The sequence below is a fragment of the Labrys sp. F242 genome, assembly GCF_057813875.1.
Window position 1 is genome coordinate 237,740 of record NZ_JBVASG010000005.1, and the last position, 22,404, is coordinate 260,143.

The following is a 22,404-nucleotide window of genomic DNA, read 5'->3' on the forward strand; positions in this document are numbered from 1 at the left end:
CCATCGCAAACGCTCTCGCTCAATTTGTAAGACAAGAGCTTGCCTCGCTCTGGCAAAGGCCTTATCGCTACAAGGAGAAACGGCGGATTCGAGCCGTCCTTCGGGCCCGCAACGGGCATCATGAGACAAAAGGTGCGACGCGATGCGCGGGGCTTCGGCTGACGGTTTTCGGTCGCGGGGAAATGACGAGGCGAGGCGATGAAAGTCCTGATTCTGGGTGCGGCCGGCATGGTTGGCCGCAAATTGCTGGAGAGCATGAGCCGCGACGGCAAGCTTGGCGGCAAGCCCGTAAGCGAAGCCCTGCTCAGCGACGTCGTGCTGCCCGAGGTCCCCGCCGGCTTGCCCTTCGCCTGCAGCGCCAGCCAGGACGACCTGCCCGTGCCCGGCACGGTCGAGCGCCTGATCGATACCCGCCCGGATGTGATCGTCCATCTCGCCGCCATCGTATCGGGTGAAGCCGAGGCCGATTTCGAAAAGGGCTATCGTATCAATCTGGAAGGCACCCAGCGCCTGTTCGACGCGATCCGTCAGGCCCATGGCGATGCCAGGCCGGGCGAGGGCTATTATCCACGCGTGATTTTTTCCTCTTCGATTGCGGTGTTCGGCGCGCCCTTCCCGGAGCGTATCGGCGACGAGTTCTTCAACACGCCTCTGACTTCCTATGGCACGCAGAAGGCAATCGGCGAATTGCTGCTGGCCGACTACAGCCGCCGCGGCTTCTTCGACGGCATCGGCATCCGCCTGCCGACCATCGCGGTGCGTCCGGGCAAGCCCAACAAGGCGGCCTCCGGCTTCTTCTCGGGCATTCTGCGCGAGCCGCTGAACGGGCAGGAGGCGATCCTGCCTGTCTCGGACGACGTGCGCCATTGGTTCGCCAGCCCGCGCTCGGCGGTCGGTTTCCTGCACCATTCCGCGGCGATCGACACGGCCCGCCTGGGCGCTCGGCGCAATCTTTCCATGCCCGGCCTTTCCGCAACGGTGGCCGAGGAGATCGAGGCCCTGCGTAGGGCGGCCGGCGACAAGGCGGTGGCGCTGATCAAACATCAGCCCGATCCCGTGATCGAGAAGATCGTGGCGGGTTGGCCGCGCGATTTCGATACGGCACGTGCCCTCGAACTCGGCTTCATCGCGGACCGCGACATGGATGCCATCGTGCAGGCTCACATCGAGGACGAACTCGGCGGCAAGCTGACAGCTCTCTGACCGAGGCGTGTTTGGGCAAAACGCCTCCTTGCGGCTGGCGACTTCACCAAACCGCAAAACGTTTTGGAGCGCCGGGCCGAAAAATAGATGCTGATTTTCGGCAAAAACCACGCGGCAACAACAACCTGCAGCATCAGGCCCAATTCCGGAATCGGACCTGATGCTGTAGGCGTTGGCAGCGCCCTTCGATCAATTCCGTTCCGCGAGAGTATTCCGGCATGTCCGCACCCGATCTTCTGATGCCCAAGCCCATGCTTGCCCAAACGGTCGAGGCCCTTGACCAGGCCTTCACCGTGCACAAGCTCTGGCTGGCCGAAGATCCCGAGGCCATGCTGGCCGGAATTGCGGACCGGGTGCGTTTCCTCGCTGCCGGCGGTCACGCCCATGTCGACGAGGCGCTGCTCGCGGCCCTGCCCAAGCTCGAAATCATTGCCAATTTCGGCGTCGGCTATGATTCCGTCGATGCCGCGGCAGCCGCGAGGCATGGTGTCATCGTCACCAATACGCCCGAAGTCCTCAATGAGGATGTCGCCGATCTCGCCATGGCCTTGCTGCTGGCGACCATCCGCGAAATACCGCAGGCGGATCGCTTCCTGCGGCAGGGCAAATGGTTGAGCGAGAACTATCCGCTGACGAAGGCAACGCTGCGCGGGCGCACGTTGGGTATCGTGGGCCTGGGCCGGATCGGCAAGGCGATCGCTCGCCGCGCCGAGGCCTTTGGCCTGAAGATCGCCTATTACGGACGCAGCCGCCAGGCGGATGTGGCCTATGCCTATCATGCCAGCGTGCGGGCGCTGGCGGAGGCGGTGGATACGCTGATGATCATCGTCCCCGGCGGGGCGGAAACGCGCAATCTGGTCGATGCCGATGTGCTCAAGGCACTTGGCCCCGAAGGCGTGCTGATCAATGTCGCCCGCGGTTCGGTGGTCGATGAGAACGCCCTCATCGAGGCATTGCGCAATCGCACCATTCTCGCGGCAGGGCTCGACGTCTTCGCCGACGAGCCGCGCGTGCCCGAGGGGCTGGCGGCGCTCGACAATGCGGTGTTGTTGCCGCATGTTGGCTCGGCCACCATTCATACCCGCCGAGCCATGGGCCAGTTGGTGGTCGACAATCTCGTTTCCTGGCGCGATGGCAAGGGCCCGCTGACGCCGGTGGCTGAAACGCCCTGGCCGCGAAAGACGACCTGAGGGCCGGCGGCTGCATCTGCGTACACGACTGTCGAGTCCCGCCGGACCCCTGGTCCGGCGTAGGTGTGCTCGTGCCTGATCCAGGAGGAGCTCTCCATCTCGTTGCATGGCAACCGTGCCTGCAAGCAAAACGCGATGCCGGATAGGCATTTTTGCGAACTCGTTCCGGCGTCCCTACGCGTCGGCAGCGGACCTGCAAGTCTTATATTACCACACGGAAAATGATTTGCCCGTGGTGGGAGTCGTATTTCGACTTTTGCCTGATGGGTAGAGATAATATGTGTTTATTTAATATGTTCCAATTATAAAACACCAATATAGACTTACAATATGCAGATTTATAAATTATACATACCGAAATCGGTAGTAATTTATTCAGCGGAAGCTCGTGTATCCGGGTTGTGTCTTTTGAGTGACACATATTCGCCAAAATGTTTTCTGTCGGTTCCGAGACGTGGGAATTCTATTGTAGCATTTTCTAGAATATCGCACCCTTACTGCGACGATTCACGTGGCGGCCAAATGCTTCTCAAGCATGCGCCAAGTTCGGTCGGCTGTTGCGAGTGGGGTGTCATGTCAAGAAGTCCCCTCGTGCAAGTAAAATAATGTCCCGGAGGGGGTTCTGATGACGATGAAATCCGCACTTCTCGGCGCTGCTGCAGGCATTGCCGCCATTGGCGCCGCGCAGGCTGCCGACCTGCCCATGACCAAGGGCGAAGCCGTTGAATATGTGAAGGTCTGCTCGGCCTTCGGGCCTGGCTTTTTCTACATTCCCGGCAGCGACACCTGCCTCAAGATCGGCGGAGAGATCCGCGCCGATTATCGTGTGTTCGGCGGCGACCGGGTAGGCATCAATTCAGCTCCGACATCACTTAACAATGTCTTGACCAATGTCGGGCAGAACCGGAACGATGATCGCTCGGCCTTCAACACTCAGGCCCGTATCTGGTTCGACGCCCGCACCGAGACCGATTGGGGCTTGCTGCGCTCCTATTTCCAGATCAATGCCGACTCGCATCCGATTTCGGCTCAAGGCCGTGGCGGCATCTACAACGGCAACACCTTCACGATCGACAAGGCCTTCATCCAGTTCGGTGGCCTGACGGCTGGTTACGCCCATTCGTTCTTCGGCTTCTACGATAACGAGTATGGCGATACGATCTGGGCGCCCTATTACGCAGAAACCAGCACGGTGAACCTGCTCGCCTACACTGCTCAGTTTGGCGGTGGCTTCAGCGCCACGCTATCGATCGAAGATGGCCGCGACCACCGTGTCAACGACGTGGGCATCAGTGGCACGATCACCGGCTTGGGTCCTGCCGGCGTGGACATCAATCTGCAGGGCGGGCAGCAAATCCCGGATGTCGTTGGTCAATTGCGTTATGACTCGAGTTGGGGATCCTTGGCCCTCCAAGGAGCTCTCCACCAGTTGCGCGCACCCGAGACTGTCGACGGGACGCTGACGTTGGGCGGCACCAACATCCCCTTTTCGATCCCTACGACTCATGACAACAAATATGGCTACGCCATCGGTGGTACTGCCCTCATTAAAATACCGGTTATCGATGGCGGGCATTTTATCGTTGAAGGTCAGTATGCTGATGGCGCCACCGAATATCTCGGTGTCAAGAACAGCCTCGGCACGCTCATCGGCTTGTCGGACCTCTTCCCCTCGTCGATCGGGCCAGGAGGTATTTCGGGCTATGGCAGAACCAAGGGCTGGTCGATCGTGGCCGAACTCGGTGGCAATATCACGCCGCAGCTCAACGCCAATCTTGTGGGTAGCTACATCGACGTGAAGGCCGACGGCATCCTGCGCAACGTTGTCCCGGGTATCGATATCTCGCTCAAGGAATACTCCATCGCGGGCAATCTGACCTATATGATCGTCAAGGGCCTCTCAGTGGCTGGCGAAGTATCCTATACCCACACCAAGCAGGAAGTTGGCATCGGGCCGTTGGGGTCTCTGGATGGCTCCGCCAACTCCTGGCAGGGCGGTGTTCGCCTGAAGCGCACCTTCTGATCCGAACTGGACGATCTGAAAGCGGGGCCCGGCGTGAGCCGGGCCCCGCTTGGCCTATTGTGCTTGTTGCCACGAAGTTGTGCTGTGCGTTTTTGCAGTGCCCTCAAGAAAATGTGATGTTACGTTTTTTAGATGTAACGCTAAATGTATTTCGATATGGTAACGTATATTGGAATACCTTACGTATAGCTGTTGAAGTGCAGTGCATTTTGCGGAGTCTTCCCAGTCCTGGGGAAGTCGCGATGGAATATTTCAAAGTGTTTGCTGAAAGAGTGTCAGGCAATGTAGCGCGATCGAACCGGGCGTGAAGTGAGTGAAGAAATGCAGGAAAGAGCGAGCCGTCCCTTCCAGAAGAACGCCACATCGCTACAGATCGATTGGAAGCGATTTGGCGACGATTTGCGGAGTGTGCGCGCAACGCGCGGGCTGACCTATCGGCAATTCGGTGCGCTCACGGGCGTGACCTTCAGCACGCTGGCGCGCCTTGAATCCTCCTATCTGCCTTGCAATGCCGAAACTTTCGTGACTCTCGCGGTAGAGATGGGCCGAGATCCGCTGACTTATGCGATCCGCGGCAGTGCTGGTGTGAGCGGCGTGCTCGCTCAGGAAACCGACGCGGCTTGATCGCCGGCGCGGTTGACACGCTGGGCAAGGAGGGGCAGGCGCGCCTGTTGCTCCGGCGGTAAAGCTGATAGGGTCCTTTGGTCCCCTTTGCCGATTTGCCCGCTCCCTTCATGCTTGATCGCTCCACGCCGGTTCCCCTCTATTTCCAACTCGCCGAGACCTTGAGAGATGGAATTTCGCAGGGCCTCTACGCAGCGGGCGGGAGGCTTCCTTCCGAACATGAGCTCTGCGCCCGCTACGACGTCTCGCGCAGCGTCGTTCGCCAGGCACTGCAGTCGCTGGCGCTGCAGGGGCTGATCGAAACCGAGCGGGGCCGCGGTGCCTTCGTGCGCGAGCGCAAGGTGCCGATCAATCTAAGCCAACGCCTTGACCCGTTGCGCGAGGATCTGGCGCGGGCCGGCTTCAAACTGAGCACAAAAATCCTGGCGCAACGCCTGATCGACACCCCCGTGGCCATCGCCGAGCGTATCGGCGACACCAAGGCCGTGTTGATCGAACGCCTGCGCTATGCCGATGGCGAGGTGCTGCTGCTGGTGCGCAACTACCTGCCCTATGGCCGGGTGCCGGGATTGCTGACCCATCCGGGGCTCGAGCAGGTCTCGCTCTACGAATGCCTCGAACGGGATTTCGGCGTGATCGTTTCCAGCGGCCAGCGCACTGTGGAAATCGGCACGGCCGATGCGGAGATTGCCGGCCATCTCGGGCTCGATCCCGGATCGCATGTGCTCTTCAACCGTGAACTTACCTATGATCAGGAAGGGAGGCCGGTGGAATATTACGAATCCTGGCACCACCCCGATCGTACGCGCCTGACCATCGAATTGCATCGGGCGCGCTGAAGGACGGTTCTTAAGAAGTTGCCGGGAGCAAAGCTCTCGCTTTTGCCGCGATCGCTTCGGGCGTGAGGCCGAAATGCCGGTAAAGTTGCGGGCCGGGCGCACTCTCGCCGAAGGCGTCGATGCCAACAACCGCGCCGGGACCGCGCAGGAATTGGTACCAGTAGATCGACGAGGCAGCCTCGACGAACAAAGTGGGCGTGCCGGGCGCCAGCACCGCGTCGCGATAGGCCGCGGGCTGGCTGGCAAAAATATTGGCGTTTGGGATCGATACCACCCGCGTGCGGATGCCCTCTGCTGCGAGATGCGCTGCGGCTTCGGCGACGAGTCCCAGCTCGGAGCCGGTTCCGGCAAGGACGAGATCAGGGTGCTCAGCCGGTTCGGAAAGCACATAGCCGCCACGCCGGATCGCCTGCCGGTGTTCAGGGACATGGGCAATCGCCGGAGCGTCCTGGCGGGCCGCGACGATGACGCTGGGGCCCTCACGGCCCACTGCCGCTTCCCAGGCAAGAAGCGCTTCGAGTTCGCTCCCGGGGCGCCATAGCGACAGGCCGGGAATGGCGCGCAAGGCGAGGAGTTGTTCGGCGGGCTGGTGAGTCGGCCCGTCCTCACCGACGCCGATGGAATCATGCGTGTAGAGGAAGATCGCCTTGAGTTTCATCAGGGCGGCGAGGCGCACGGCGTTGCGGGCATAGTCGCTGAAGACCAGATAGGTCGAGCCGAAGGGGATCAGACCGCCGTGAGCAGCCATGCCGTTCATCACGGCGGACATGCCGAATTCGCGCACGCCGTAGTGGATGAAATTGCCGGCGAAATCCCCGGGCAGGATTGATTTGGAAGCCGGCGTCCAGGCCAGAGTGGACTGGCTGAGATCGGCCGAGCCGCCGATCAGCTCCGGCAGCATCGCGGTGAAACGGGCAAGCACCTTGCTGGAGGCCTTGCGCAGAGGCTGGCGGGCCGGCGGCTCCCTCACCAGGGCATCGGCATAATCGGCCACGGCCGTGGCGAAAGCTGCGGGCGCTTCGCCGGCCATGCGACGCTGCAATTCCGCGGCAAGATCTGGATAGGCTGCCTGATAGCGGGTGAACAGCGCCTCCCAGGCCGCCTGGCTGTCAGCTCCACGACCGTGCGCATCCCAGCCGGCGCGGATGGAGGGCGGCACCTCATGCGGCGGATAGGGCCAGCCCAGTGTCTCGCGGGTCGCGGCGGCCTCGGTGGCACCCAGCGGGGCGCCGTGGACTTCTTCCTTGCCCTGCTTGTTGGGGGCGCCGAAACCGATGATGGTGCGGCAGCAGATCAGGCTCGGCCTGTCATGCACGGCGCGCGCCTCCTCGATCGCCGCCTGCACGGTGCCTGCATCATGGCCGTCGACATCGGCGACCACGTGCCAGCCCAGCGCCCGGAAGCGCGCCGGCGTGTCGTCCGCGAACCACGCCTTGACCTCGCCGTCGATCGAGATGCCGTTGTCGTCATAGAAGGCGATCAGCCTGCCGAGGCCAAGCGCGCCGGCGAACGAAGCAGCCTCCTGCGCCACGCCCTCCATCAGGCAGCCGTCACCGAGGAAGACATAGGTGTGGTGATCGATGACAGGAAAGCCATCGCGGTTGAATTCGGCCGCCAGCTTGCGCTCGGCAAGCGCCATGCCGACGGCATTGGCGAAACCTTGGCCGAGCGGGCCGGTGGTCGTCTCGACCCCCGGCGTCATGCCATGTTCGGGATGGCCCGGCGTCTTGGATCCAGGCTTGCGATGGGCCTTCAAATCTTCCAGCGAGAGATCATAGCCTGACAGATGCAGCAGGGAATAGATCAGCATCGCGCCATGGCCGTTCGACTGTACGAAGCGGTCGCGATCGATCCAGGCCGGGTCGGCCGGATTGTGCTTGAGGAAGCGGTTCCACAGCACCTCGGCGATATCGGCCATGCCCATGGCGGTGCCGGGATGACCTGTCCCAGCCGCCTCGATGGTATCGACGGTCAGGAAGCGGATGGCGTTGGCGAGGTCGCGCGGGGAGAGGGCGGGGCGTTCGTCGAAGCTCATGGCGTTTCCCAGATGGTTCGTATCTTGTAATCCTGTCCGTACAAGTAGGACGCATAAGTTATGCTGTCAAATGCCGCGGTTTCCTGGCCTGGATTGCCTCGCTCAGCGCGCAATGACGAAAGCAGGAACTGGCCCGGTCGAAGCCGCCCTAGCCCTTCACATAGCGCCGCCAGGGATGTTCCTCCCGGAAGCCCAGGAGCTCGCGAGCCTTCTTGTTGGAAAGCAGCGTCTCATATTCGCCGAGCGTGCCTTTCACCGGCACATCGGGATAGAAGCGCCGGAGCAGTTCGGCGGTCGGCAGATTGGACGAGGTGTCGTCGTTGACGGCATTGAAGACCTGGAAGCCGAGGCCGTCCTTCTCAATGGCGAGCCGGGTGATCTGGCCGAGGTCGCGCGCATCGATATAGCTCCAAGCGATGCGCTTGCGGAAGCCTGGATCGGCGAACCATTTGGGGAAGTTTTCGGTGTAGTCTTCGGGGATGAGGACGTTGCCGATGCGGAGCGCATAGATGTCGGTGGCTTCGCGCAGCGCGAAGGCGCGAGCCGTCTTCTCGTTGACGACCTTGGAGAGGGCGTAGCTGTCCATCGGGTCGACGTCATAGTCCTCGTCGAGGGGAAAATAGGCGGGACTGCGATGTTCATGGGCGAAGACGACGCCATAGGTCGTCTCGCTCGAGGCAATCACGACCTTGCGGATGCCGAGCTTGGTCGCTGCCTCGATGACGTTGTAGGTACCGAGCGCATTGACGCGGAACACCTCGTTGTCAGGCACGATCATGATGCGCGGAATGGCGGCGAAATGAACGACGGCATCGACCTTCTGCGGGCGCAAGGAGGCGTCGAACTCGTGGGTGCCCATATAGCTCGACAGCGCATTGAAGACCTGGCCGGCATCTGTGATGTCGGCGATCAGCGTGCGTACGCGCGGATCGTCCAATGGCCGGGTGTCGATATTGAGCACCTGGTAGCCGTGATCGAGGAGATCCTTCACCACATGGCGCCCGGCCTTGCCGCTGCCGCCGGTGAACATGATGCGCTTGGCCATGCTCGCTGTCTCCCACTATTGTCATGTTATTTTGTATGACAATAGTGGGAGAGCGCCGAAGTGCAAGAGCAAGATTCTGCCCTGGCGATATGCCTCGACAGGGGAAGAACTCACCCCTTCTTGATGATCACATAGCCGAGCACCAGCGAGATCGCAGTGGCGATGTAGATCGACAGCGACTGCTCCAGAAAGCGCATCCAGAACAGATGGATGGCGATCAGCAACACCACGGCGATGAAGCCGCGGTCGAAGCCGTTGGTGTGGATCGGCAGGAAGCCCGTCTTCTCGGCGACTTTCTTGGCCTCTTCGTTCTGTTCGTCGAGATTCGTAAACTGGTTCATGGCCTCATCCCTTCACGGCGCCGAAGGTCAGGCCGGCGACGATATGGCGCTGCACGACACCGAGGATCACCAGGGCCGGGATCAGCGTCAGCATGGCGGTGGCGGCGAGTTGGCCCCAATTGGTACCGGTGACCGAGACATATTCGGCGAGCAGCGTGGTGATGGTGCGTGCCTCCACGCTGGTGAGGGTGGCTGCCAGCAGATACTCGTTCCAGGCGAAGATCCAGGTGAGGATCATGGTGACGGCGAGGCCCGGGCGGGCCAGCGGATAGATCACCTTGGTCAGAAGCTGGAAGGTGGAGGCGCCATCGATGGTGGCAGCCTCGTCGAGTTCCTGCGGAATGGCGTCGAGCACCGGGCGCAGCGTCCACACCGCGAAGGGCAGATTGAACACGCAATAGAGCAGGATGAGGCCGATGCGGGTATCGTACAGCTTCCAGTCGCCGATGGCGAAGACCTGCGTATAGAGCAGGAACAAGGGCAGCAGGAATACCGCCGGTGGCGCCATGCGGTTGGTGATGGTCCAGAAGAAGACGTTTTCCTTGCCGACCAGCTTGTAGCGCGTCAGCGCATAGGTGGCCAGGAAGCCGAGCAGGGTCACCAGCAGCGCGTTGGAGGTGGCGACGATGACCGAATTCAGCATGTATTTCTGCAGGTTCGGATCCGTCAGGGCGTTGGCGTAATTGTCCGGAAAGAACGAGGTCAACAGGAAGCTCGGCCTGCCGAACAGCTCGACACGGCTTTTGGCTGAGACGACGAACAGCCAGTAGATCGGCGCCAGCGTGATCAGGCTGAGCACGATCCAGAGCAGCAGGCTTACGAAGACATTGGGCTTGCGCATCACTCGGGCCTCCTGAGGTCGCGCCGGGCTACCAGGGCCGAATAGAGCAGCCAGCACATCACGATGGTGAGGTAGAGCACGAGCACGGACATGGCGCCGCCATAGCCGTAATCCTTCTTGGGAAACACCACGCGGTAGATGTAGAGGCCGACGAAGCGGGTGGCGTCGCCCGGGCCGCCGCTGGTCAGCATGAAGATCTCGTCGAAGGTGCGCAAAGCGTCCATCAGGCGGATGAACACGGTGGCGAGGATGGCTGGCTTCAGCATCGGCAGGGTGATGTGCCAGAAGATCTGGAAGCGGCTGGCCCCGTCGATCTGCGCCTGCTCGAAAGGATCCTTGGGCAGGGAAGAAAGGGCCGCGAGCAGGGTCAGCGTCACCAGCGGCGTCCAGTGCCAGATGTCCATGATCACCACGGCCGCGAAGGCCTGGTCCGAGAAGCGGCTGATATTGAGGTCGTAGCCGAACCAACTGCGCAGATAGCTCGGCACCGGGCCGAGACCCGGCGTGAGCAGCAGGCGCCAGATCGCGCCCACGGCAATGGGCGCGATCACCAGCGGAAGGGTATGGATGGTGCGGAAGAAGCCCTTGCCCGGAAAGTCGCGCATGAAGAGCTGGGCGAGAAAATAGCCGAGCACGATCTCGCTGACCACGGCAAAGAAGCCGAATTTCAACGTCCCCCAGATCGACTTGAGGAAGTCGGTGTCGAAGACCAGGGCGCGGAAATTGTCGAGCCCGTTGAAATGCATGGCCGGATCGGCGGCGAAGCTGTTCCACTGCGTGAAGGAGACCACCATCACGTAGATGAACGGCACGATACCGAATAGAGCGAGGATGAACAGCGTGGGTGCCAGCAGCAGCCAGCCGGTTGTCGACGATCGCATGGGGATTCCTTCACCCGCGAGGCAGTAAAGGACAGCGGCGCGGCTCCTGCTAAGCCAGGGGCCCCGCCGCTATTTCCGGTAAATCGGAACCGCCCTGGGCGGCTCCGGCAGGCCCGCTATTTGCGATAGCCCAGCTTCTTGAGTTCAGCCTCCGTCGTGGCCGCCATCTGATCGAGGGCGTCGGACGCCGAGAGATCGCCCGTGATCGCCTTGTAGAAGATAGAGGCGGTCGCTTCGCGCACCTGGGCATGGAAGGGGTAGGGCGGTGCGCCGGCGAAGAGCTTGCCGTCCTTCTTCATCAGCGAATAATAGCCGTTGGTCTTCTCGTCCTGCGCCTTCACCTTGGGATCGTCATAGGTCGAGTTATGGGTGATGCGCGAGCCGGCGACGGCCCAATCGGCTTGGACGCTCTCCTGGGCGATATATTGCAGGAAGAGCAGGGCCGCCTCCTTGTTCTTGGAGGCATAGGAGATGCCGAAGGCGCCGCCGTCATAATAGCCGATATAGCCCTTGCCGGCTTCGGCGGCCTCGATCACCCCCGGAGAGGTCGGAGGCAGGGCGACGCCGACCTTGCCCACCACCTTGGACTTGCCGGCATCGGTGGCGATCCAGGCGGCATTCTCGCCATAGACGAGGCCCTGTGCGGCGCGGCCGGCGGCGAAGGTGGCCGCAACTTCGTCCCAGGTGCTGGCGGTGGATTCGGGCGGAGCGTCCGGCAGCAGGCTCAACCAGTATTCCAGCGCCTTCTTGGCCTCTGGGCTGTTCATCGAGCCGCCATTGGCGACGGTGGCGGCATAGTTCTTGGAGGCGTCGATGCCCCAATTATAGACGCCGAAGGTCGGTGCGACGCTTTCGAAGAATTCGTACCAGGAGGCGGGATGCCCGGTATTGGCCTGCACCGTCGAGCCCCACAATTCCTCGCCCTTGTCCTTGCCCCATTCGGTGAAGAAATCGGCGATGGCCTTGTAGTCCTCGTGGGTCTTGGCGGGGGCGAGATCCTTGCCGGTCTTCTTCTTGTAGGCTTCCTTCACCGCCGGATCATCGAACAGATCCTTGCGATAGAGATAGATCTTGATGAAGGCCTCCATCGGCACGCCGTAGAGGTCACCCTTGTCGTCCTTGAAGTAGTTGGCGAAGGTGGTGAACTTGGCGGGATCGTAGTCCGGTGCCTTCAGCGCCGGCTTGTCGGCGAGCGTCTTGGTGATGTCGACCAGGAAGTTGCGGGCCAGATAGCTGTAGATGATGTCCTGCTCGATATAGACGAAGTCATAGACGCCGGTCTTGGCCTCCATGTCCTTGATCGCCTTGTCGTACATCTGGTCCCAGGAGGTGGCTTCGAACTCCACCTTGATGCCGGTGGCCTTGGTGAAAGCCGGGCCCAGCACGTTCTTCACATAGTTGGAGGGCGGCGTGCTCTCCGAGATGCCGTGGATGGTGACGCCCTGGAGGTCCTTGGAGGCGTCGGACCAGAAATCGGCATAGGCGGAGGTGGTGGCGAGCAGGACGCTGACCGTCAGTGCGGCGAGGCCGGCTCCTATCTTCCTGTACATCTGGTTTCTCCCTGGAAATGGCTTGTTTCTTTTTGCCCGCGTGGCGACGGGATAGGCGCCCGAGCCACATCATGGGGGCGCCCTTCATTTTGTTGCGCATTTCCACAAACTGAGTCAATGGGCAAGGTCACGCGCAAGGTGAAGTTGTATGAAGAATCTTGCGCAAAGTCATCCCTAAAATATGACGAACCTTCTCCAGGTGATGAAGAAGGTTCGTCGACGACTGTTTGCCTGGGAGAATGAATGCCGCGACCAGCCTCAATCCGGTAGAGGAATATGTTCGGCGCGATCATCCGGGGGCAGATCGAACAGGCCCTGGCCCCACTTCTGCGCCTGCCACTGGGTCTTGGCTTCCTCGATGCGCTCCTTGGAGGAGGCGACGAAGTTCCACCAGATATAGCGCGGCCCGCCGAGGGTGGCGCCGCCCAGGATCATCAGGCGGGCCCCCTGGTCGCCGGCCGCCACGGTGATGGCATCGCCGGGGCGGAAGACCATCATCTGCCCGGCCGCGAAATCCTGGCCGGCGATGGTGACGGAGCCTTGCGTGATATAGAGGCCGCGATCCTCGTGCTCGTCCGGCAGCGGCAGTCTGGCACGGGGGGCCAGCACGACGTCGCCATAGAAGGTTTCCGAGAACAATGTCGCCGGCGCCTTCTCGCCATAGGCATTGCCGAGGATGAGTTTCACGCTGACGCCGTCGCTCTCGATCACCGGCAGGGTCTCCTTGCCGTGATGCTCGAACATCGGCGCCATGTCCTCATGCGTTTCAGGCAGGGCGATCCAGGTCTGGATGCCGAACAGGCTGTTGGGACCCTGGCGGGCTTCCGCAGAGGTTCGTTCGGAATGGGTGACGCCGCGCCCGGCCACCATCCAGTTCAGGGCGCCGGGCTGGATGACCTGGTCGGTGCCCAGACTGTCGCGATGGTGGAAATCGCCGCGATAGAGATAGGTGACGGTGCCCAGGCCGATATGGGGGTGCGGGCGTACGTCGACACCCTGGCCGGTCAGGAATTCGGCGGGGCCGGCCTGGTCGAAGAAGATGAAGGGCCCCACCATCTGGCGCTTGGGGGCGGGCAAGGCGCGGCGCACTTCGAAGCCGCCGAGATCGCGCGAACGCGGCACGATCAAGGTTTCGATCGCGTCGATGCCGATCGCATCGGGGCAGCCGGGTGTCAGGGCGGGGTTCCAGCTCATTCGATCCTCCGGGAGGTTGTCGGCCGTATCCGGCCCATGGCTCAGCATAAACAGGGAGCTGTTCGCCCAAAACCTTTTTGCCGTTCGTCAATCGAGAACGCCGAATTCGGCATCAGTGGCTTGGACGGATGGAAACGATCATGCGAGGTTTGCCAAATCACCAGCGGGGAAGACGAGGCGAGCTCATGACGGCAATTGCCGCGAACGGTATCCATCACGTCACCTTGATGACGCGCAACGTGCAGGCGAATGTCGACTTTTATGTCGGCTTCCTCGGCTTGCGCCTGATCAAGCGCACGGGTGGTTACGAAGATGCCCAGCAGCTCCATCTCTTCTATGGCGATCGTCTCGGCTCGCCCGGCTCCATCGTCACCTTCCTCGTTTGGGAGGACGGTGCCCCGGGCCGTGTCGGCAATGGCCAGGTTTCCGAGATCGCCTTTGCCGTGCCTTCGGCCAGCATCGGCGATTGGATGACGAGGGCCCTGAGCCATGGCGTGCCCATGACGGGGCCGTCGCAGGAATTTGGTGAATCCGTCCTCAGGCTGAAGGATCCCGACGGTGTCATCGTCAAGCTCGTCGGCGCCGACCTACCGGCGGCCGCGCCCTGGGGCGACGAAGCGATCGCGCCAAGGCGCTTGCGCGCCGTGACCCTGCTGACCGACCAGCCTGAGGAAACGGCGGCCTTCATCGCGCGGTTCGGCTACCGGCCAGGGCCGCGCGAGGGCAATCTCCAGCGCATGTTGTCGGACACGGATGTCGTCGACGTCCGCGATGCCTCCGGCTATGTGCCGGGTATTCCCGGCACAGGCACGGCCGACCATGTCGCCTTTCGCGCGGCGGATGTAGCCGAGGTGCGCAAGCATGAGGCTGCGCTGTTGCGTCTCAATTCGTCGCCGACCAATTTCCACGATCGCAACTACTTCACCTCGCTCTATGTGCGCGAGCCGGGCGGCACATTGATCGAAGTGGCGACGGATGGCCCAGGTTTTGCCATCGACGAGGCAGCCGATCATCTTGGCGAACGCCTGTTCGTGCCGCCGGGCGATGCCGAGCGGGCGGACGACCTGAAGGCGATGCTGCCGCAATTCTCCCTGCCAGGAGAGCCGCGCCTGCCGCGCCGGGATCTGCCCTTCGTGCATCGCTTCCATACGCCGGACCAGCCCGACGGCAGCACATTGGTCCTATTGCACGGCACCGGCGGGAACGAGGCCGATTTGATGCCGCTCGCTCGGCAGATCGCACCCCATGCGACCTTGCTCGGCGTGCGTGGGCGGAGCCATGAGGAAGGCGTGCTGCGTTGGTTCCGGCGCATTGGGATGACGAAGTTCGATCAGGCCGACATCGCCTTCGAGGCGAAGGCCTTCGCGGCTTTCGCCGAGGGGGCCATGGCGGGCTATGGGCTCGACCACCACCGCCTGACCTTTCTGGGCTATTCCAATGGTGCCAATTTCATTGCCGCCGTGATGGGGCTGCATCCCGGCATCATCACGCGCGCCATTCTCCTGCGGGCGATGCCGGTGCTCGAGACCTTGCCCGATGCCGATCTTGCCGGGACATCGGCCCTGATCTTGACCGGGGCACGCGATCCCTTCGGACAGGAGGCGCCCCGGCTCGAAACCTGGCTGCGGCATCAGGGCGCTGACGTCGCCGCCCACAGCATCGAGGCCGGCCACGAATTGTCATCCGCCGATCTGTCGGCGGCGCGTCATTGGTATGAAGAAAACAGTGAGGGAGGCCGGAATGGCTGACATCGATATTCGTCGCGAAGAGCTTGCCGAGCCGCGCGGGCGCTATGTCGCGCGCATCGACGGCGTGGAAGGGGAGGCCGAGATCGTCTTCACCAGGCGCGATCCCGCCCTGATCAGTGCCGACCACACCGGCGCGCCCGAGACGATGCGCGGCACCGGTGCTGCCGCCGCGCTGGTGGCTTACATGGTGGAGGATGCCCGCAGGGACGGATTTCGCATCCTGCCGCTCTGCCCCTATGTGCGGGCGCAATACCGCAAGCATCCCGACTGGGCCGACGTGATGACGCTGGCGCCGGGTGAGGATCCGCCGGCGACGGCGTAGCTCCACGGCTTCTCTTCTTGGCGAAAGATCTAACGGAACTGCTCAAGCTGGGGCGATCGGATCTGGCCTGATTGCCTCCCGAGCACAGTTGCGGCACCGTGCGGGGATCGAACCTCGAGGTCGTCATGCAGTCTCCCGAGACAATCGCTACGCACGCCTATTTCCGACAGGTCACGGCGGACGGGTGGGATCTCATCTTCCATCCGCCTGACAATCGCTCCGACGTCGCCTACAGGGCGGCGTATATGTGCCATCCGACGCGTGAGCATTACGAGGCGCTCTTACTGCGCCTGCCGGCCTTCGAAGCCTTCTGCCGCAATCTGGAAGAGAATGACCGGCGCGTTCGCGATCATTTTCGTTCCTGGCCACCCTCCGTGGGGGCATTCGAACTCATCTGCGCCATGATGGGCGGCGGCGATGAATTGCTTCCATCCTCGCTCACGCCTTACCCCTATGAACAGCGGCCCTTCGCCTTGCAATATCGCGCGCTTGACCAAGCTGCCTGGGAGTTTGCCGGCGTCACCTGGTGGCCGCCGGTTTTTGCCGCTCTCTTCGATGTGGCCGGAAATTTCTCGGGTATCGAGTACCAGGTCGAACAGGCGATGCGCGACCTGCCGGATTCAATCGCACCATCACGGTGGGAGGCGGGATATCGCCATCCCTATTTCGGGCGACGCAAGCTGTCGGATTTTTCGCGCCTGACAACGTCGACCGTTGCGGGGCGCAAGATTCCGCTCAATCTCTTCATGACCAAGAAAACCATGGCTGCCTTCGAGCCGGAGCATCTGGATCCGTTCGTACCCCTGGTCGAGAAACTGGACAGGCTGGATGCCGGCGTGCGGTTGGGCTTTCCCGAGGCAATGCGCTTGGAATGGCTGGAGGAGCGTTTCACATATGGTACCCCGACCCTGCGCCGGGCTCTCGATCAGATCTTTCCCGATGCAACGGATCCTGGTGCCGTCTCTCCACAGGCCTTTGCCGCGGCGCTCGTTCTCAAGCGCGGATGCTTTTCGTTTTCGCCCGAGAAAAGCGGCGGCGCGGCGCTGACCCTCGACTATGCGATCCTGCCGGCCCGTAACGACAACGAATTGTTTGCAGCCAAGTTTTCTCTCGGTGGCGAGTTGCTTGACGTGGTGGTCGAGAGTTGAGGCAGAGTGCGCTGCGATCTCAGGCCCAGACGTCGTTTTGGGCGGTGCGCTCGCCGCCTTTATGGCCGGTGTTGAGGGTGCCGCGTGGTTCGATCAGCAGGAGATGGACCTCGCTTTCCGCATAGGGCTTGTGCTCCAGCCCCTTGGGCACCACGGCCATCTCGCCAGGGCCGATGACAACGGCGCCATGGCGAAAATCGATGCGCAGGCGGCCGCTGAGGACGATGAATGTCTCGTCCGTCTCGGGATGGTCGTGCCAGATGAAATCACCCTCGATGCGCACCAGCTTGAACTGGTAGTCGTTCATTTCGGCGATGACGCGAGGCTGCCAGAGATCGTTGATCCTTGAGATTTTCTCGGCGAAGTTGATCGCTTTGGGTGTCGTTTCCATGCTGCTTTGCTCCATTCTCGAATGGCGCAATCTATGGGGCCTTCAGCGGCAGCGATCTTGAACGATTGTGCGTTTCCGTTGTGGCGTGGCTTCGAGGCCTGCCCTCAGCAAAAAACCAGCGCCGGGGCATGCCCCGGCGCTGGCTGTAGATTTGCTGATTGTCGCCGTCCTGGTGCTTCTACAGAGGCTGCAGGCCGGCTTCGATGGCGGCGCGGCGGCCTTCGAGGAAGGGCGGCAGCGACAGGCGTTCGCCGAGGGTCTCCAGCGGCTCGTCGACGGCGAAACCGGGGCCATCGGTGGCGATCTCGAAGAGATTGCCGCCGGGCTCGCGGAAATAGAGCGAGCGGAAGTAGTAGCGTTCCACTTCGCCCGAGCTCGGAATGCCGAACTGGCCGAGCCGTTCGGTCCAGGCATGGATCCCCGCCACGTCGGGGGTGCGGAAGGCGACGTGATGCACGGCGCCGGCACCCTGCCGGGCAGTGCCGAGCCCTGGCTGCACCGCGACATGCAACTCGGCGGCCGCACCGCCTTCGCCCATGCGGTAGACATGCACCCGGCCCTCGCCGTCGGGCGAAGCGTAGTCGCGCTCCTCCTTCATGTTGAGCACGCGGGTGAGTATGGCATCGGTGGGCTCCTTCTTCGGCACCGAGATGGTGATCGGACCAAGGCCCCGGATCTGGTGTTCCGACGGCACGGGGCTGCGGCTCCAGGGGTGCAGCGTACCGTTGCCGCCATCGTCCACCAGGCGGAAACGCTGGCCCTCCGGATCCTCGAATTCGAGGCTGGCGCGGCCGTCGATCAGGCCGACGTCACCGGCGGCAGCGCCCAAATCCTTGAGACGGGCGGCCCAGTAGTTCAGGCTATCCTCGCCGGACACACGCAGGCCCGTGCGGCTGATCGAATGGGTACCGCGGCGCTCTGGCGCCACCGGCCAGTCGAAGAAGGTGAGGTCGCTGCCGGGCGTGGCCTCGCCGTCGGCGTAGAACAGGTGATAGGCGCTGGTGTCGTCCTGGTTGACGGTCTTCTTGACCAGCCTCAGGCCGAGCGTATCGGTGTAGAAGCGCTTGTTGCCGGGGGCGTTCGCGGTGATTGCGGTGAGATGATGAATGCCGGTGAGCTGCATGGCAGGCTCCTATGTGTTGCGTTGTCCGTAATATCGCCGCGAACGGTTGGGCCGTGTAGCGTGATCTCTGCACACGCTGCGTTCGAAAATTTCGAACGGCTGGGCTTGGAAAGGCAGGGCTGACGGGGTAGGCAGAGGTGGGACCGGCCCACCGATTTGGACGCTCGCCATGAAATGGACCATCGACGAGATCAAGACCTTCCTGGATGTGATGGAGGCCGGCACGGTCTCCGGCGCGGCGGCACGGGCGAACCTGTCGAAATCGGTGGTCAGCAAGCGCATCACCGATCTGGAGCTGGCCTTGGGTGCGCCGCTGTTCCAGCGCCATGCCGGGCGCATCCTGCCCAATGAGACGGCGGCCGAACTGGCCGTGAGGCTGCGGCCGGCTCTGGCCGAGATGACCAATGCGGTCGAGAGCGTGGCCTGGGGCATGTCGGGCCTGCGCGGTTCGCTCGCCATCTCGGCGCCGATGAGTTTCGGCATTCGCCATCTCAGCCCGTTGCTGGCAGCCTTCGCCCTGCGCCACCCCGATCTGGAACTGGTGGTCGATTACGAGGATCGCTTCGTCGATCTGGTGCGCGGCGGCTTCGACCTCGCCGTGCGCATCGGCCAGATGTCGGATTCCGGCCTGATCGCCCGCAAATTGTGCGACGATCCGCGGGTGGTGTGTGCCAGCCCCGACTATCTGGAACGGCGAGGGACACCGAAGGATCTTGCCGGCCTGCCCGATCATCCCGCGATCGGCTATCGCAACCTGCAGGCCACCCAGGTCTGGCAGTTGGCCGATGGCTCTGGCGGTGTCGTCAGCGTCCCGATGCGCGGGCGCATCGCCGCCAATAATGGCGAGGTGATGCGGGACATGGCGATTGCCGGCCTGGGACTGGCCCTGCTGCCGATGTTCATCGCCCATGAGGCGCTGGCCGATGGCCGGCTGGTTGCCCTGCTGCCCGACCATCCGCCGCTGCCCCTGCCGATCGCCGCGGTCTGGCCGCCGGTCAAGCCGATGCCGCGCAAGCTGCGGGCCATTGTCGATCACCTGGTCGAGGGTTTCGGCGAGGTCCCGGACTGGCTGCGCGGACCCGTGTGATGCCCGATCCCTGCCTGCGGATGTGTCGATGCCGATAGAACGATATGAGGAGCCGCGCGAGGCCTTGCTGGCGCTGTTCGCTCTGGCCGATGATTCACCCGTTCAGGTCGCCACCTATATCGGACTGGGCGATGTGCTGGTAGCCCGCCAGGGGGAGGCCATCATCGGCCATGCCCAGATCCTCGCCACCGACGAGTCCGGCGTGCTCGAGCTCAAGAGCCTGGCGGTGCTGGCCGAGCATCGGGGCGTGGGTATCGGGCGAGAACTGGTCGAGGCGGCCATCGCCTTCTGCCGGGAGCGCTGCGCGCACTCGCTGGTCGTCTCGACGGCAACGGCCGATATTGCCAATCTGCGCTTCTATCAGCGCCGGGGCTTTCGCATGACCCGAATCGTGCCGGATGCCTTCCGGCCGGAGACGGGCTATCCCGAGGGGATACTGATTGATGGTATATTCTTACGCGATCAGGTGTTTTTCGAGTTGAAACTCGACTGATGAGACACCGAGGGCCTTATTTCCTTTGTGAAAAAGCGACGTGATCTGGAATAATGCAGCGTTGCTTTCGCGAGGAAGCCGTCATGGATCAGCAACTGGTCGATCGGATCTACGAATGTGCCTTCGTGCCGGAGCAATGGCCGGGCACGCTGGACGCGCTTTCGGACATGACGTCGGGCGCTGGCGGCAGCCTCTATGTCTTCGGCAAGGACGCCACCATGCTCACGGCGTCGTCCGGCGCCCGGGAGCGGGCCAAGGCGGCGCTGGCCGGCGGTTTCGCGCAGCGCGGCCATGGGCTGAACCGGGTGCTGGCGTCCTCGCGAGCGGGCTTCATCACCGAGCGGGACATCATGACGGAGATCGAGCTCGAGCAGGAGCCGCTCTATCGGGATTTCTGGCGCCCCTCCGGCATCGGCTCGATGATCGTGACCACGGTGGAATTGCCGACCCGGGAAATGCTGCTGCTCTTGTTCACGCGCTGGCTCGCCCAGGGGCCGGCCGAGCGCGCCCTTGTCGATCGTTTCGACACGCTGCGCCCCCACCTTGCCCGCAGTGCGCTGATGACCGCCCGCCTGCAGCTCGAGCGCGCCCGCGTCGCCAGCCAGACCCTGGCCGCGCTCGGTCTGCCGGCGCTGGTGCTCGACCGGCTGGGCAAGGTGCTGGCCGCCAACGACCTGATCGAGGATCTCGGCGATTTCGTGCATTGGCGCGCCTTCGATGGCGTCTCCTTCGTCGACAAGGCGGCTGACAAGCTCCTGCGCGATGCCATCATCACCATCGATCAGCCGCATGGCGCGAGCGTACGATCCTTCCCGGTACGGGGTGAACCGGAGGCCATGGTTGCCCATATCGTGCCGATCCGCCTGAGCGCGCGCGATATTTTCGTGAGCAGCGCGGCGACCCTGATCCTGACGCCGGTGACGGCGCCGCAGGCACCGCCGGTGGAGCTGGTGCAGTCCCTTTTCGATCTCACGCCGGCGGAGGCCCGTGTCGCCCGCAGCCTCGCCACGGGCGACAGCGTGGAGGACATTGCCCAGCATAGCGGGGTAACGTCGAATACGGTGCGCACCCAGGTGCGCGGTGTGCTGGAGAAGACCGGTTGCAGGCGCCAGGCCGAAGTGGTCGCCCTGCTCGCCGGGCTGGCGCCGCTGCCGCGCATGGCGTGAAGCCGGCTGGATCTTCCCTTCAATCGCTCGAAGGGCGTCGTGGTCGTGGCAAAACCGGCTTTCTCTCATCTGTTTTGGTGATGTTTCATTCGCAATAATAGCGAAACTGGACCTGCGGCTGAGACAGTCGGAGGCTTCCTGCAAATCCTCCTGCGCTTTCTCGGCGGCACCAGATCAGATGGAGCAGGGGCAAACCCCGCCCGGACCCACTGCCGAGAGAGTAGAGACATGGATCAGGAGCTGACATACAGGCTCGGCGAATCCGTTCTGGATCTCAGCCGAGGTACATTGCGCAAGGCCGGTGCTCGCGTGCCGGTGCGTTCCAGAACCTTCAAATTGCTGAGCTACCTTGCCCGCAATGCCGGGAGGGTCGTCCGCAAGGACGAATTGTTCGCGGCGGTCTGGCCGCGCGCGGTGGTCACGGAAGCAGCCCTGCTGCGCTGCATTCGCGATGCGCGGCAGAGTGTCGGAGACGAGCGGCATCGCATCATCCATACCGTACCGGGCCGGGGCTACATGTACATGCCGTCCGGCGGCCTCACCGATTCGCCGGAGGCACTGGAGCAGGCGCCCGACGACGTTGACTTAGATGGTGGTGCGGCGGAGGCCAAAGTGGCGGTGATGCCATTCAGCCTGCGTGGAGTGGATGGCGCGATGAAGCTTGCCTTCGACACCATCGTGCAGGAAATCAGGGGGGCGATCGCCAATTCGCGCGTGATCCTGGTGCAGCCGCCGGCGCGGCGCAAGACATCGTCCAGATCCGTCGCCGGTATCGACTATCTGGTCGAAGGCCAGGTCGTGGCCGGCGTGCCCCACCTCAATGTCATCGTGACCCTGTCCGATGCCCGATCGGGCCATCGCCTGCTGACGCAATCCTTCTTCATCAAGGCCGAGAGCGTCATGGCCTTCCACCAGAACGTCGCCAGGCAGGTCGTCAGCGCGCTCATCTTCAATATCGAGACGGCCTCCTGGTGCGGTACGGCGCAGGGCACGACCTCCCTGCATATGTGGTAATGGCCTTGAGCAAAGCGCGGTCATGACTGAACGCTGGTTTGCTTCGCCTCCTTGTTTCCAAGCCAATCCGACGGATCGGCTTGGGCGCCTTTGCGATTCCAGGTGAAACCGTCAAATCGCAAAACGCTATGGAAACAGGCCTTCAT

General features: G+C 62.7%; 21 protein-coding genes. 12 read left to right on the forward strand and 9 right to left on the reverse strand.

All coding sequences use genetic code 11. The annotated features are described in order from the left end of the window. The first annotated feature begins 198 nt into the window (after nucleotides 1–198). The 5 genes from denD to ACZYTC_RS27545 all read left to right on the forward strand — a co-directional run bounded on the left by denD (nucleotide 199) and on the right by ACZYTC_RS27545 (nucleotide 5,879). Nucleotides 199–1,203, forward strand: coding sequence for a D-erythronate dehydrogenase (denD, locus tag ACZYTC_RS27525; protein WP_454812692.1), 1,005 nt, complete (start codon nucleotides 199–201; stop codon nucleotides 1,201–1,203). A gap of 218 nt (nucleotides 1,204–1,421) precedes the next feature. Further along, nucleotides 1,422–2,393, forward strand: a complete 972-nt coding sequence (locus ACZYTC_RS27530) for a 2-hydroxyacid dehydrogenase (RefSeq protein WP_434955053.1) — start codon at nucleotides 1,422–1,424, stop codon at nucleotides 2,391–2,393. A gap of 625 nt (nucleotides 2,394–3,018) precedes the next feature. Next, a complete protein-coding gene (locus tag ACZYTC_RS27535; protein ID WP_488991039.1) occupies nucleotides 3,019–4,416 on the forward strand; it encodes a porin in 1,398 nt (465 codons plus the stop codon). Between the two features lie 321 nt (nucleotides 4,417–4,737). After that, complete coding sequence (locus tag ACZYTC_RS27540; protein WP_454812694.1) at nucleotides 4,738–5,040, forward strand: helix-turn-helix domain-containing protein; 303 nt, start codon at nucleotides 4,738–4,740, stop codon at nucleotides 5,038–5,040. A gap of 110 nt (nucleotides 5,041–5,150) precedes the next feature. Then, the gene (locus tag ACZYTC_RS27545; RefSeq protein ID WP_434955056.1) at nucleotides 5,151–5,879 is read left to right on the forward strand and encodes a GntR family transcriptional regulator; all 729 of its coding nucleotides are present in this window, start codon (nucleotides 5,151–5,153) and stop codon (nucleotides 5,877–5,879) included. Nucleotides 5,880–5,889: 10 nt separating this feature from the next. Here the strand turns inward: ACZYTC_RS27545 and tkt are convergent, their stop codons facing one another. From tkt to ACZYTC_RS27580, 7 genes are all read right to left on the reverse strand, one after another. Next, a complete protein-coding gene (tkt, locus tag ACZYTC_RS27550) occupies nucleotides 5,890–7,914 on the reverse strand; it encodes a transketolase (protein ID WP_434955057.1) in 2,025 nt (674 codons plus the stop codon). A 148-nt stretch (nucleotides 7,915–8,062) separates the two neighbouring features. Continuing rightward, the gene (locus tag ACZYTC_RS27555) at nucleotides 8,063–8,959 is read right to left on the reverse strand and encodes an NAD-dependent epimerase/dehydratase family protein (protein ID WP_434955058.1); all 897 of its coding nucleotides are present in this window, start codon (nucleotides 8,957–8,959) and stop codon (nucleotides 8,063–8,065) included. Between the two features lie 110 nt (nucleotides 8,960–9,069). Further along, complete coding sequence (locus tag ACZYTC_RS27560; RefSeq protein ID WP_441771311.1) at nucleotides 9,070–9,300, reverse strand: DUF2160 family membrane protein; 231 nt, start codon at nucleotides 9,298–9,300, stop codon at nucleotides 9,070–9,072. A 4-nt stretch (nucleotides 9,301–9,304) separates the two neighbouring features. Further along, the gene (locus ACZYTC_RS27565) at nucleotides 9,305–10,141 is read right to left on the reverse strand and encodes a carbohydrate ABC transporter permease (RefSeq protein WP_434955060.1); all 837 of its coding nucleotides are present in this window, start codon (nucleotides 10,139–10,141) and stop codon (nucleotides 9,305–9,307) included. Further along, nucleotides 10,141–11,022 carry a carbohydrate ABC transporter permease gene (locus tag ACZYTC_RS27570; protein WP_434955061.1) on the reverse strand — a complete coding sequence of 294 codons (882 nt, stop codon included), beginning with the start codon at nucleotides 11,020–11,022 and terminating at the stop codon, nucleotides 10,141–10,143. Before ACZYTC_RS27570 ends, ACZYTC_RS27565 begins: the two co-directional genes overlap by 1 nt. 116 nt (nucleotides 11,023–11,138) lie before the next feature. Next, the gene (locus ACZYTC_RS27575; RefSeq protein WP_434955062.1) at nucleotides 11,139–12,572 is read right to left on the reverse strand and encodes an ABC transporter substrate-binding protein; all 1,434 of its coding nucleotides are present in this window, start codon (nucleotides 12,570–12,572) and stop codon (nucleotides 11,139–11,141) included. Nucleotides 12,573–12,830: 258 nt separating this feature from the next. Further along, nucleotides 12,831–13,766, reverse strand: a complete 936-nt coding sequence (locus ACZYTC_RS27580) for a pirin family protein (RefSeq protein WP_488991040.1) — start codon at nucleotides 13,764–13,766, stop codon at nucleotides 12,831–12,833. Nucleotides 13,767–13,951: 185 nt separating this feature from the next. On the opposite strand from ACZYTC_RS27580, the gene ACZYTC_RS27585 reads away from it, so the two are divergent. From ACZYTC_RS27585 to ACZYTC_RS27595, 3 genes are all read left to right on the forward strand, one after another. Then, nucleotides 13,952–15,514: a VOC family protein gene (locus ACZYTC_RS27585; RefSeq protein WP_488991041.1), complete on the forward strand. Its 1,563-nt coding sequence runs from the start codon at nucleotides 13,952–13,954 to the stop codon at nucleotides 15,512–15,514. Beyond that, entirely contained in the window at nucleotides 15,507–15,836 is a 330-nt protein-coding gene (locus ACZYTC_RS27590; protein WP_441771308.1) for a GNAT family N-acetyltransferase, read from the forward strand. The genes ACZYTC_RS27585 and ACZYTC_RS27590 overlap by 8 nt, the downstream gene beginning before the upstream one ends. 125 nt (nucleotides 15,837–15,961) lie before the next feature. Further along, on the forward strand, nucleotides 15,962–16,984 hold the full coding sequence (locus ACZYTC_RS27595; RefSeq protein WP_488991042.1) for a hypothetical protein: 1,023 nt from the start codon (nucleotides 15,962–15,964) through the stop codon (nucleotides 16,982–16,984). 19 nt (nucleotides 16,985–17,003) lie between these two features. Here the strand turns inward: ACZYTC_RS27595 and ACZYTC_RS27600 are convergent, their stop codons facing one another. Both ACZYTC_RS27600 and ACZYTC_RS27605 read right to left on the reverse strand, forming a co-directional pair. Beyond that, nucleotides 17,004–17,375 (reverse strand): cupin domain-containing protein, encoded by a 372-nt coding sequence (locus ACZYTC_RS27600; protein WP_434955067.1) that lies wholly within the window; start codon nucleotides 17,373–17,375, stop codon nucleotides 17,004–17,006. Nucleotides 17,376–17,553: 178 nt separating this feature from the next. Continuing rightward, nucleotides 17,554–18,498: a ring-cleaving dioxygenase gene (locus ACZYTC_RS27605; RefSeq protein ID WP_488991043.1), complete on the reverse strand. Its 945-nt coding sequence runs from the start codon at nucleotides 18,496–18,498 to the stop codon at nucleotides 17,554–17,556. Nucleotides 18,499–18,667: 169 nt separating this feature from the next. Between ACZYTC_RS27605 and ACZYTC_RS27610 the strand changes: the two genes are divergently transcribed. From ACZYTC_RS27610 to ACZYTC_RS27625, 4 genes are all read left to right on the forward strand, one after another. Beyond that, nucleotides 18,668–19,585, forward strand: coding sequence for a LysR family transcriptional regulator (locus ACZYTC_RS27610; protein ID WP_434955069.1), 918 nt, complete (start codon nucleotides 18,668–18,670; stop codon nucleotides 19,583–19,585). Between the two features lie 28 nt (nucleotides 19,586–19,613). Then, complete coding sequence (locus tag ACZYTC_RS27615) at nucleotides 19,614–20,078, forward strand: GNAT family N-acetyltransferase (RefSeq protein ID WP_434955070.1); 465 nt, start codon at nucleotides 19,614–19,616, stop codon at nucleotides 20,076–20,078. A gap of 83 nt (nucleotides 20,079–20,161) precedes the next feature. Continuing rightward, nucleotides 20,162–21,244: a helix-turn-helix transcriptional regulator gene (locus ACZYTC_RS27620; RefSeq protein WP_434955071.1), complete on the forward strand. Its 1,083-nt coding sequence runs from the start codon at nucleotides 20,162–20,164 to the stop codon at nucleotides 21,242–21,244. Nucleotides 21,245–21,472: 228 nt separating this feature from the next. Then, complete coding sequence (locus tag ACZYTC_RS27625) at nucleotides 21,473–22,258, forward strand: winged helix-turn-helix domain-containing protein (RefSeq protein WP_488991044.1); 786 nt, start codon at nucleotides 21,473–21,475, stop codon at nucleotides 22,256–22,258. The last annotated feature ends 146 nt before the right edge of the window (nucleotides 22,259–22,404 follow it).

Excerpts from the sequence above, each read along its gene's own strand:
- ACZYTC_RS27620 (WP_434955071.1), top strand. The coding sequence starts at position 20,162 with ATGGATCAGCAACTGGTCGATCGGATCTACGAATGTGCCTTCGTGCCG.
- ACZYTC_RS27580 (WP_488991040.1), bottom strand. The coding sequence starts at position 13,766 with ATGAGCTGGAACCCCGCCCTGACACCCGGCTGCCCCGATGCGATCGGC.
- tkt (WP_434955057.1), bottom strand. The coding sequence starts at position 7,914 with ATGAGCTTCGACGAACGCCCCGCCCTCTCCCCGCGCGACCTCGCCAAC.
- ACZYTC_RS27625 (WP_488991044.1), top strand. The coding sequence starts at position 21,473 with ATGGATCAGGAGCTGACATACAGGCTCGGCGAATCCGTTCTGGATCTC.
- ACZYTC_RS27570 (WP_434955061.1), bottom strand. The coding sequence starts at position 11,022 with ATGCGATCGTCGACAACCGGCTGGCTGCTGCTGGCACCCACGCTGTTC.
- ACZYTC_RS27605 (WP_488991043.1), bottom strand. The coding sequence starts at position 18,498 with ATGCAGCTCACCGGCATTCATCATCTCACCGCAATCACCGCGAACGCC.
- ACZYTC_RS27535 (WP_488991039.1), top strand. The coding sequence starts at position 3,019 with ATGACGATGAAATCCGCACTTCTCGGCGCTGCTGCAGGCATTGCCGCC.
- ACZYTC_RS27575 (WP_434955062.1), bottom strand. The coding sequence starts at position 12,572 with ATGTACAGGAAGATAGGAGCCGGCCTCGCCGCACTGACGGTCAGCGTC.
- denD (WP_454812692.1), top strand. The coding sequence starts at position 199 with ATGAAAGTCCTGATTCTGGGTGCGGCCGGCATGGTTGGCCGCAAATTG.
- ACZYTC_RS27615 (WP_434955070.1), top strand. The coding sequence starts at position 19,614 with ATGCCGATAGAACGATATGAGGAGCCGCGCGAGGCCTTGCTGGCGCTG.
- ACZYTC_RS27585 (WP_488991041.1), top strand. The coding sequence starts at position 13,952 with ATGACGGCAATTGCCGCGAACGGTATCCATCACGTCACCTTGATGACG.
- ACZYTC_RS27565 (WP_434955060.1), bottom strand. The coding sequence starts at position 10,141 with ATGCGCAAGCCCAATGTCTTCGTAAGCCTGCTGCTCTGGATCGTGCTC.
- ACZYTC_RS27595 (WP_488991042.1), top strand. The coding sequence starts at position 15,962 with ATGCAGTCTCCCGAGACAATCGCTACGCACGCCTATTTCCGACAGGTC.
- ACZYTC_RS27590 (WP_441771308.1), top strand. The coding sequence starts at position 15,507 with ATGGCTGACATCGATATTCGTCGCGAAGAGCTTGCCGAGCCGCGCGGG.
- ACZYTC_RS27560 (WP_441771311.1), bottom strand. The coding sequence starts at position 9,300 with ATGAACCAGTTTACGAATCTCGACGAACAGAACGAAGAGGCCAAGAAA.
- ACZYTC_RS27540 (WP_454812694.1), top strand. The coding sequence starts at position 4,738 with ATGCAGGAAAGAGCGAGCCGTCCCTTCCAGAAGAACGCCACATCGCTA.
- ACZYTC_RS27545 (WP_434955056.1), top strand. The coding sequence starts at position 5,151 with ATGCTTGATCGCTCCACGCCGGTTCCCCTCTATTTCCAACTCGCCGAG.
- ACZYTC_RS27610 (WP_434955069.1), top strand. The coding sequence starts at position 18,668 with ATGAAATGGACCATCGACGAGATCAAGACCTTCCTGGATGTGATGGAG.
- ACZYTC_RS27600 (WP_434955067.1), bottom strand. The coding sequence starts at position 17,375 with ATGGAAACGACACCCAAAGCGATCAACTTCGCCGAGAAAATCTCAAGG.
- ACZYTC_RS27530 (WP_434955053.1), top strand. The coding sequence starts at position 1,422 with ATGTCCGCACCCGATCTTCTGATGCCCAAGCCCATGCTTGCCCAAACG.
- ACZYTC_RS27555 (WP_434955058.1), bottom strand. The coding sequence starts at position 8,959 with ATGGCCAAGCGCATCATGTTCACCGGCGGCAGCGGCAAGGCCGGGCGC.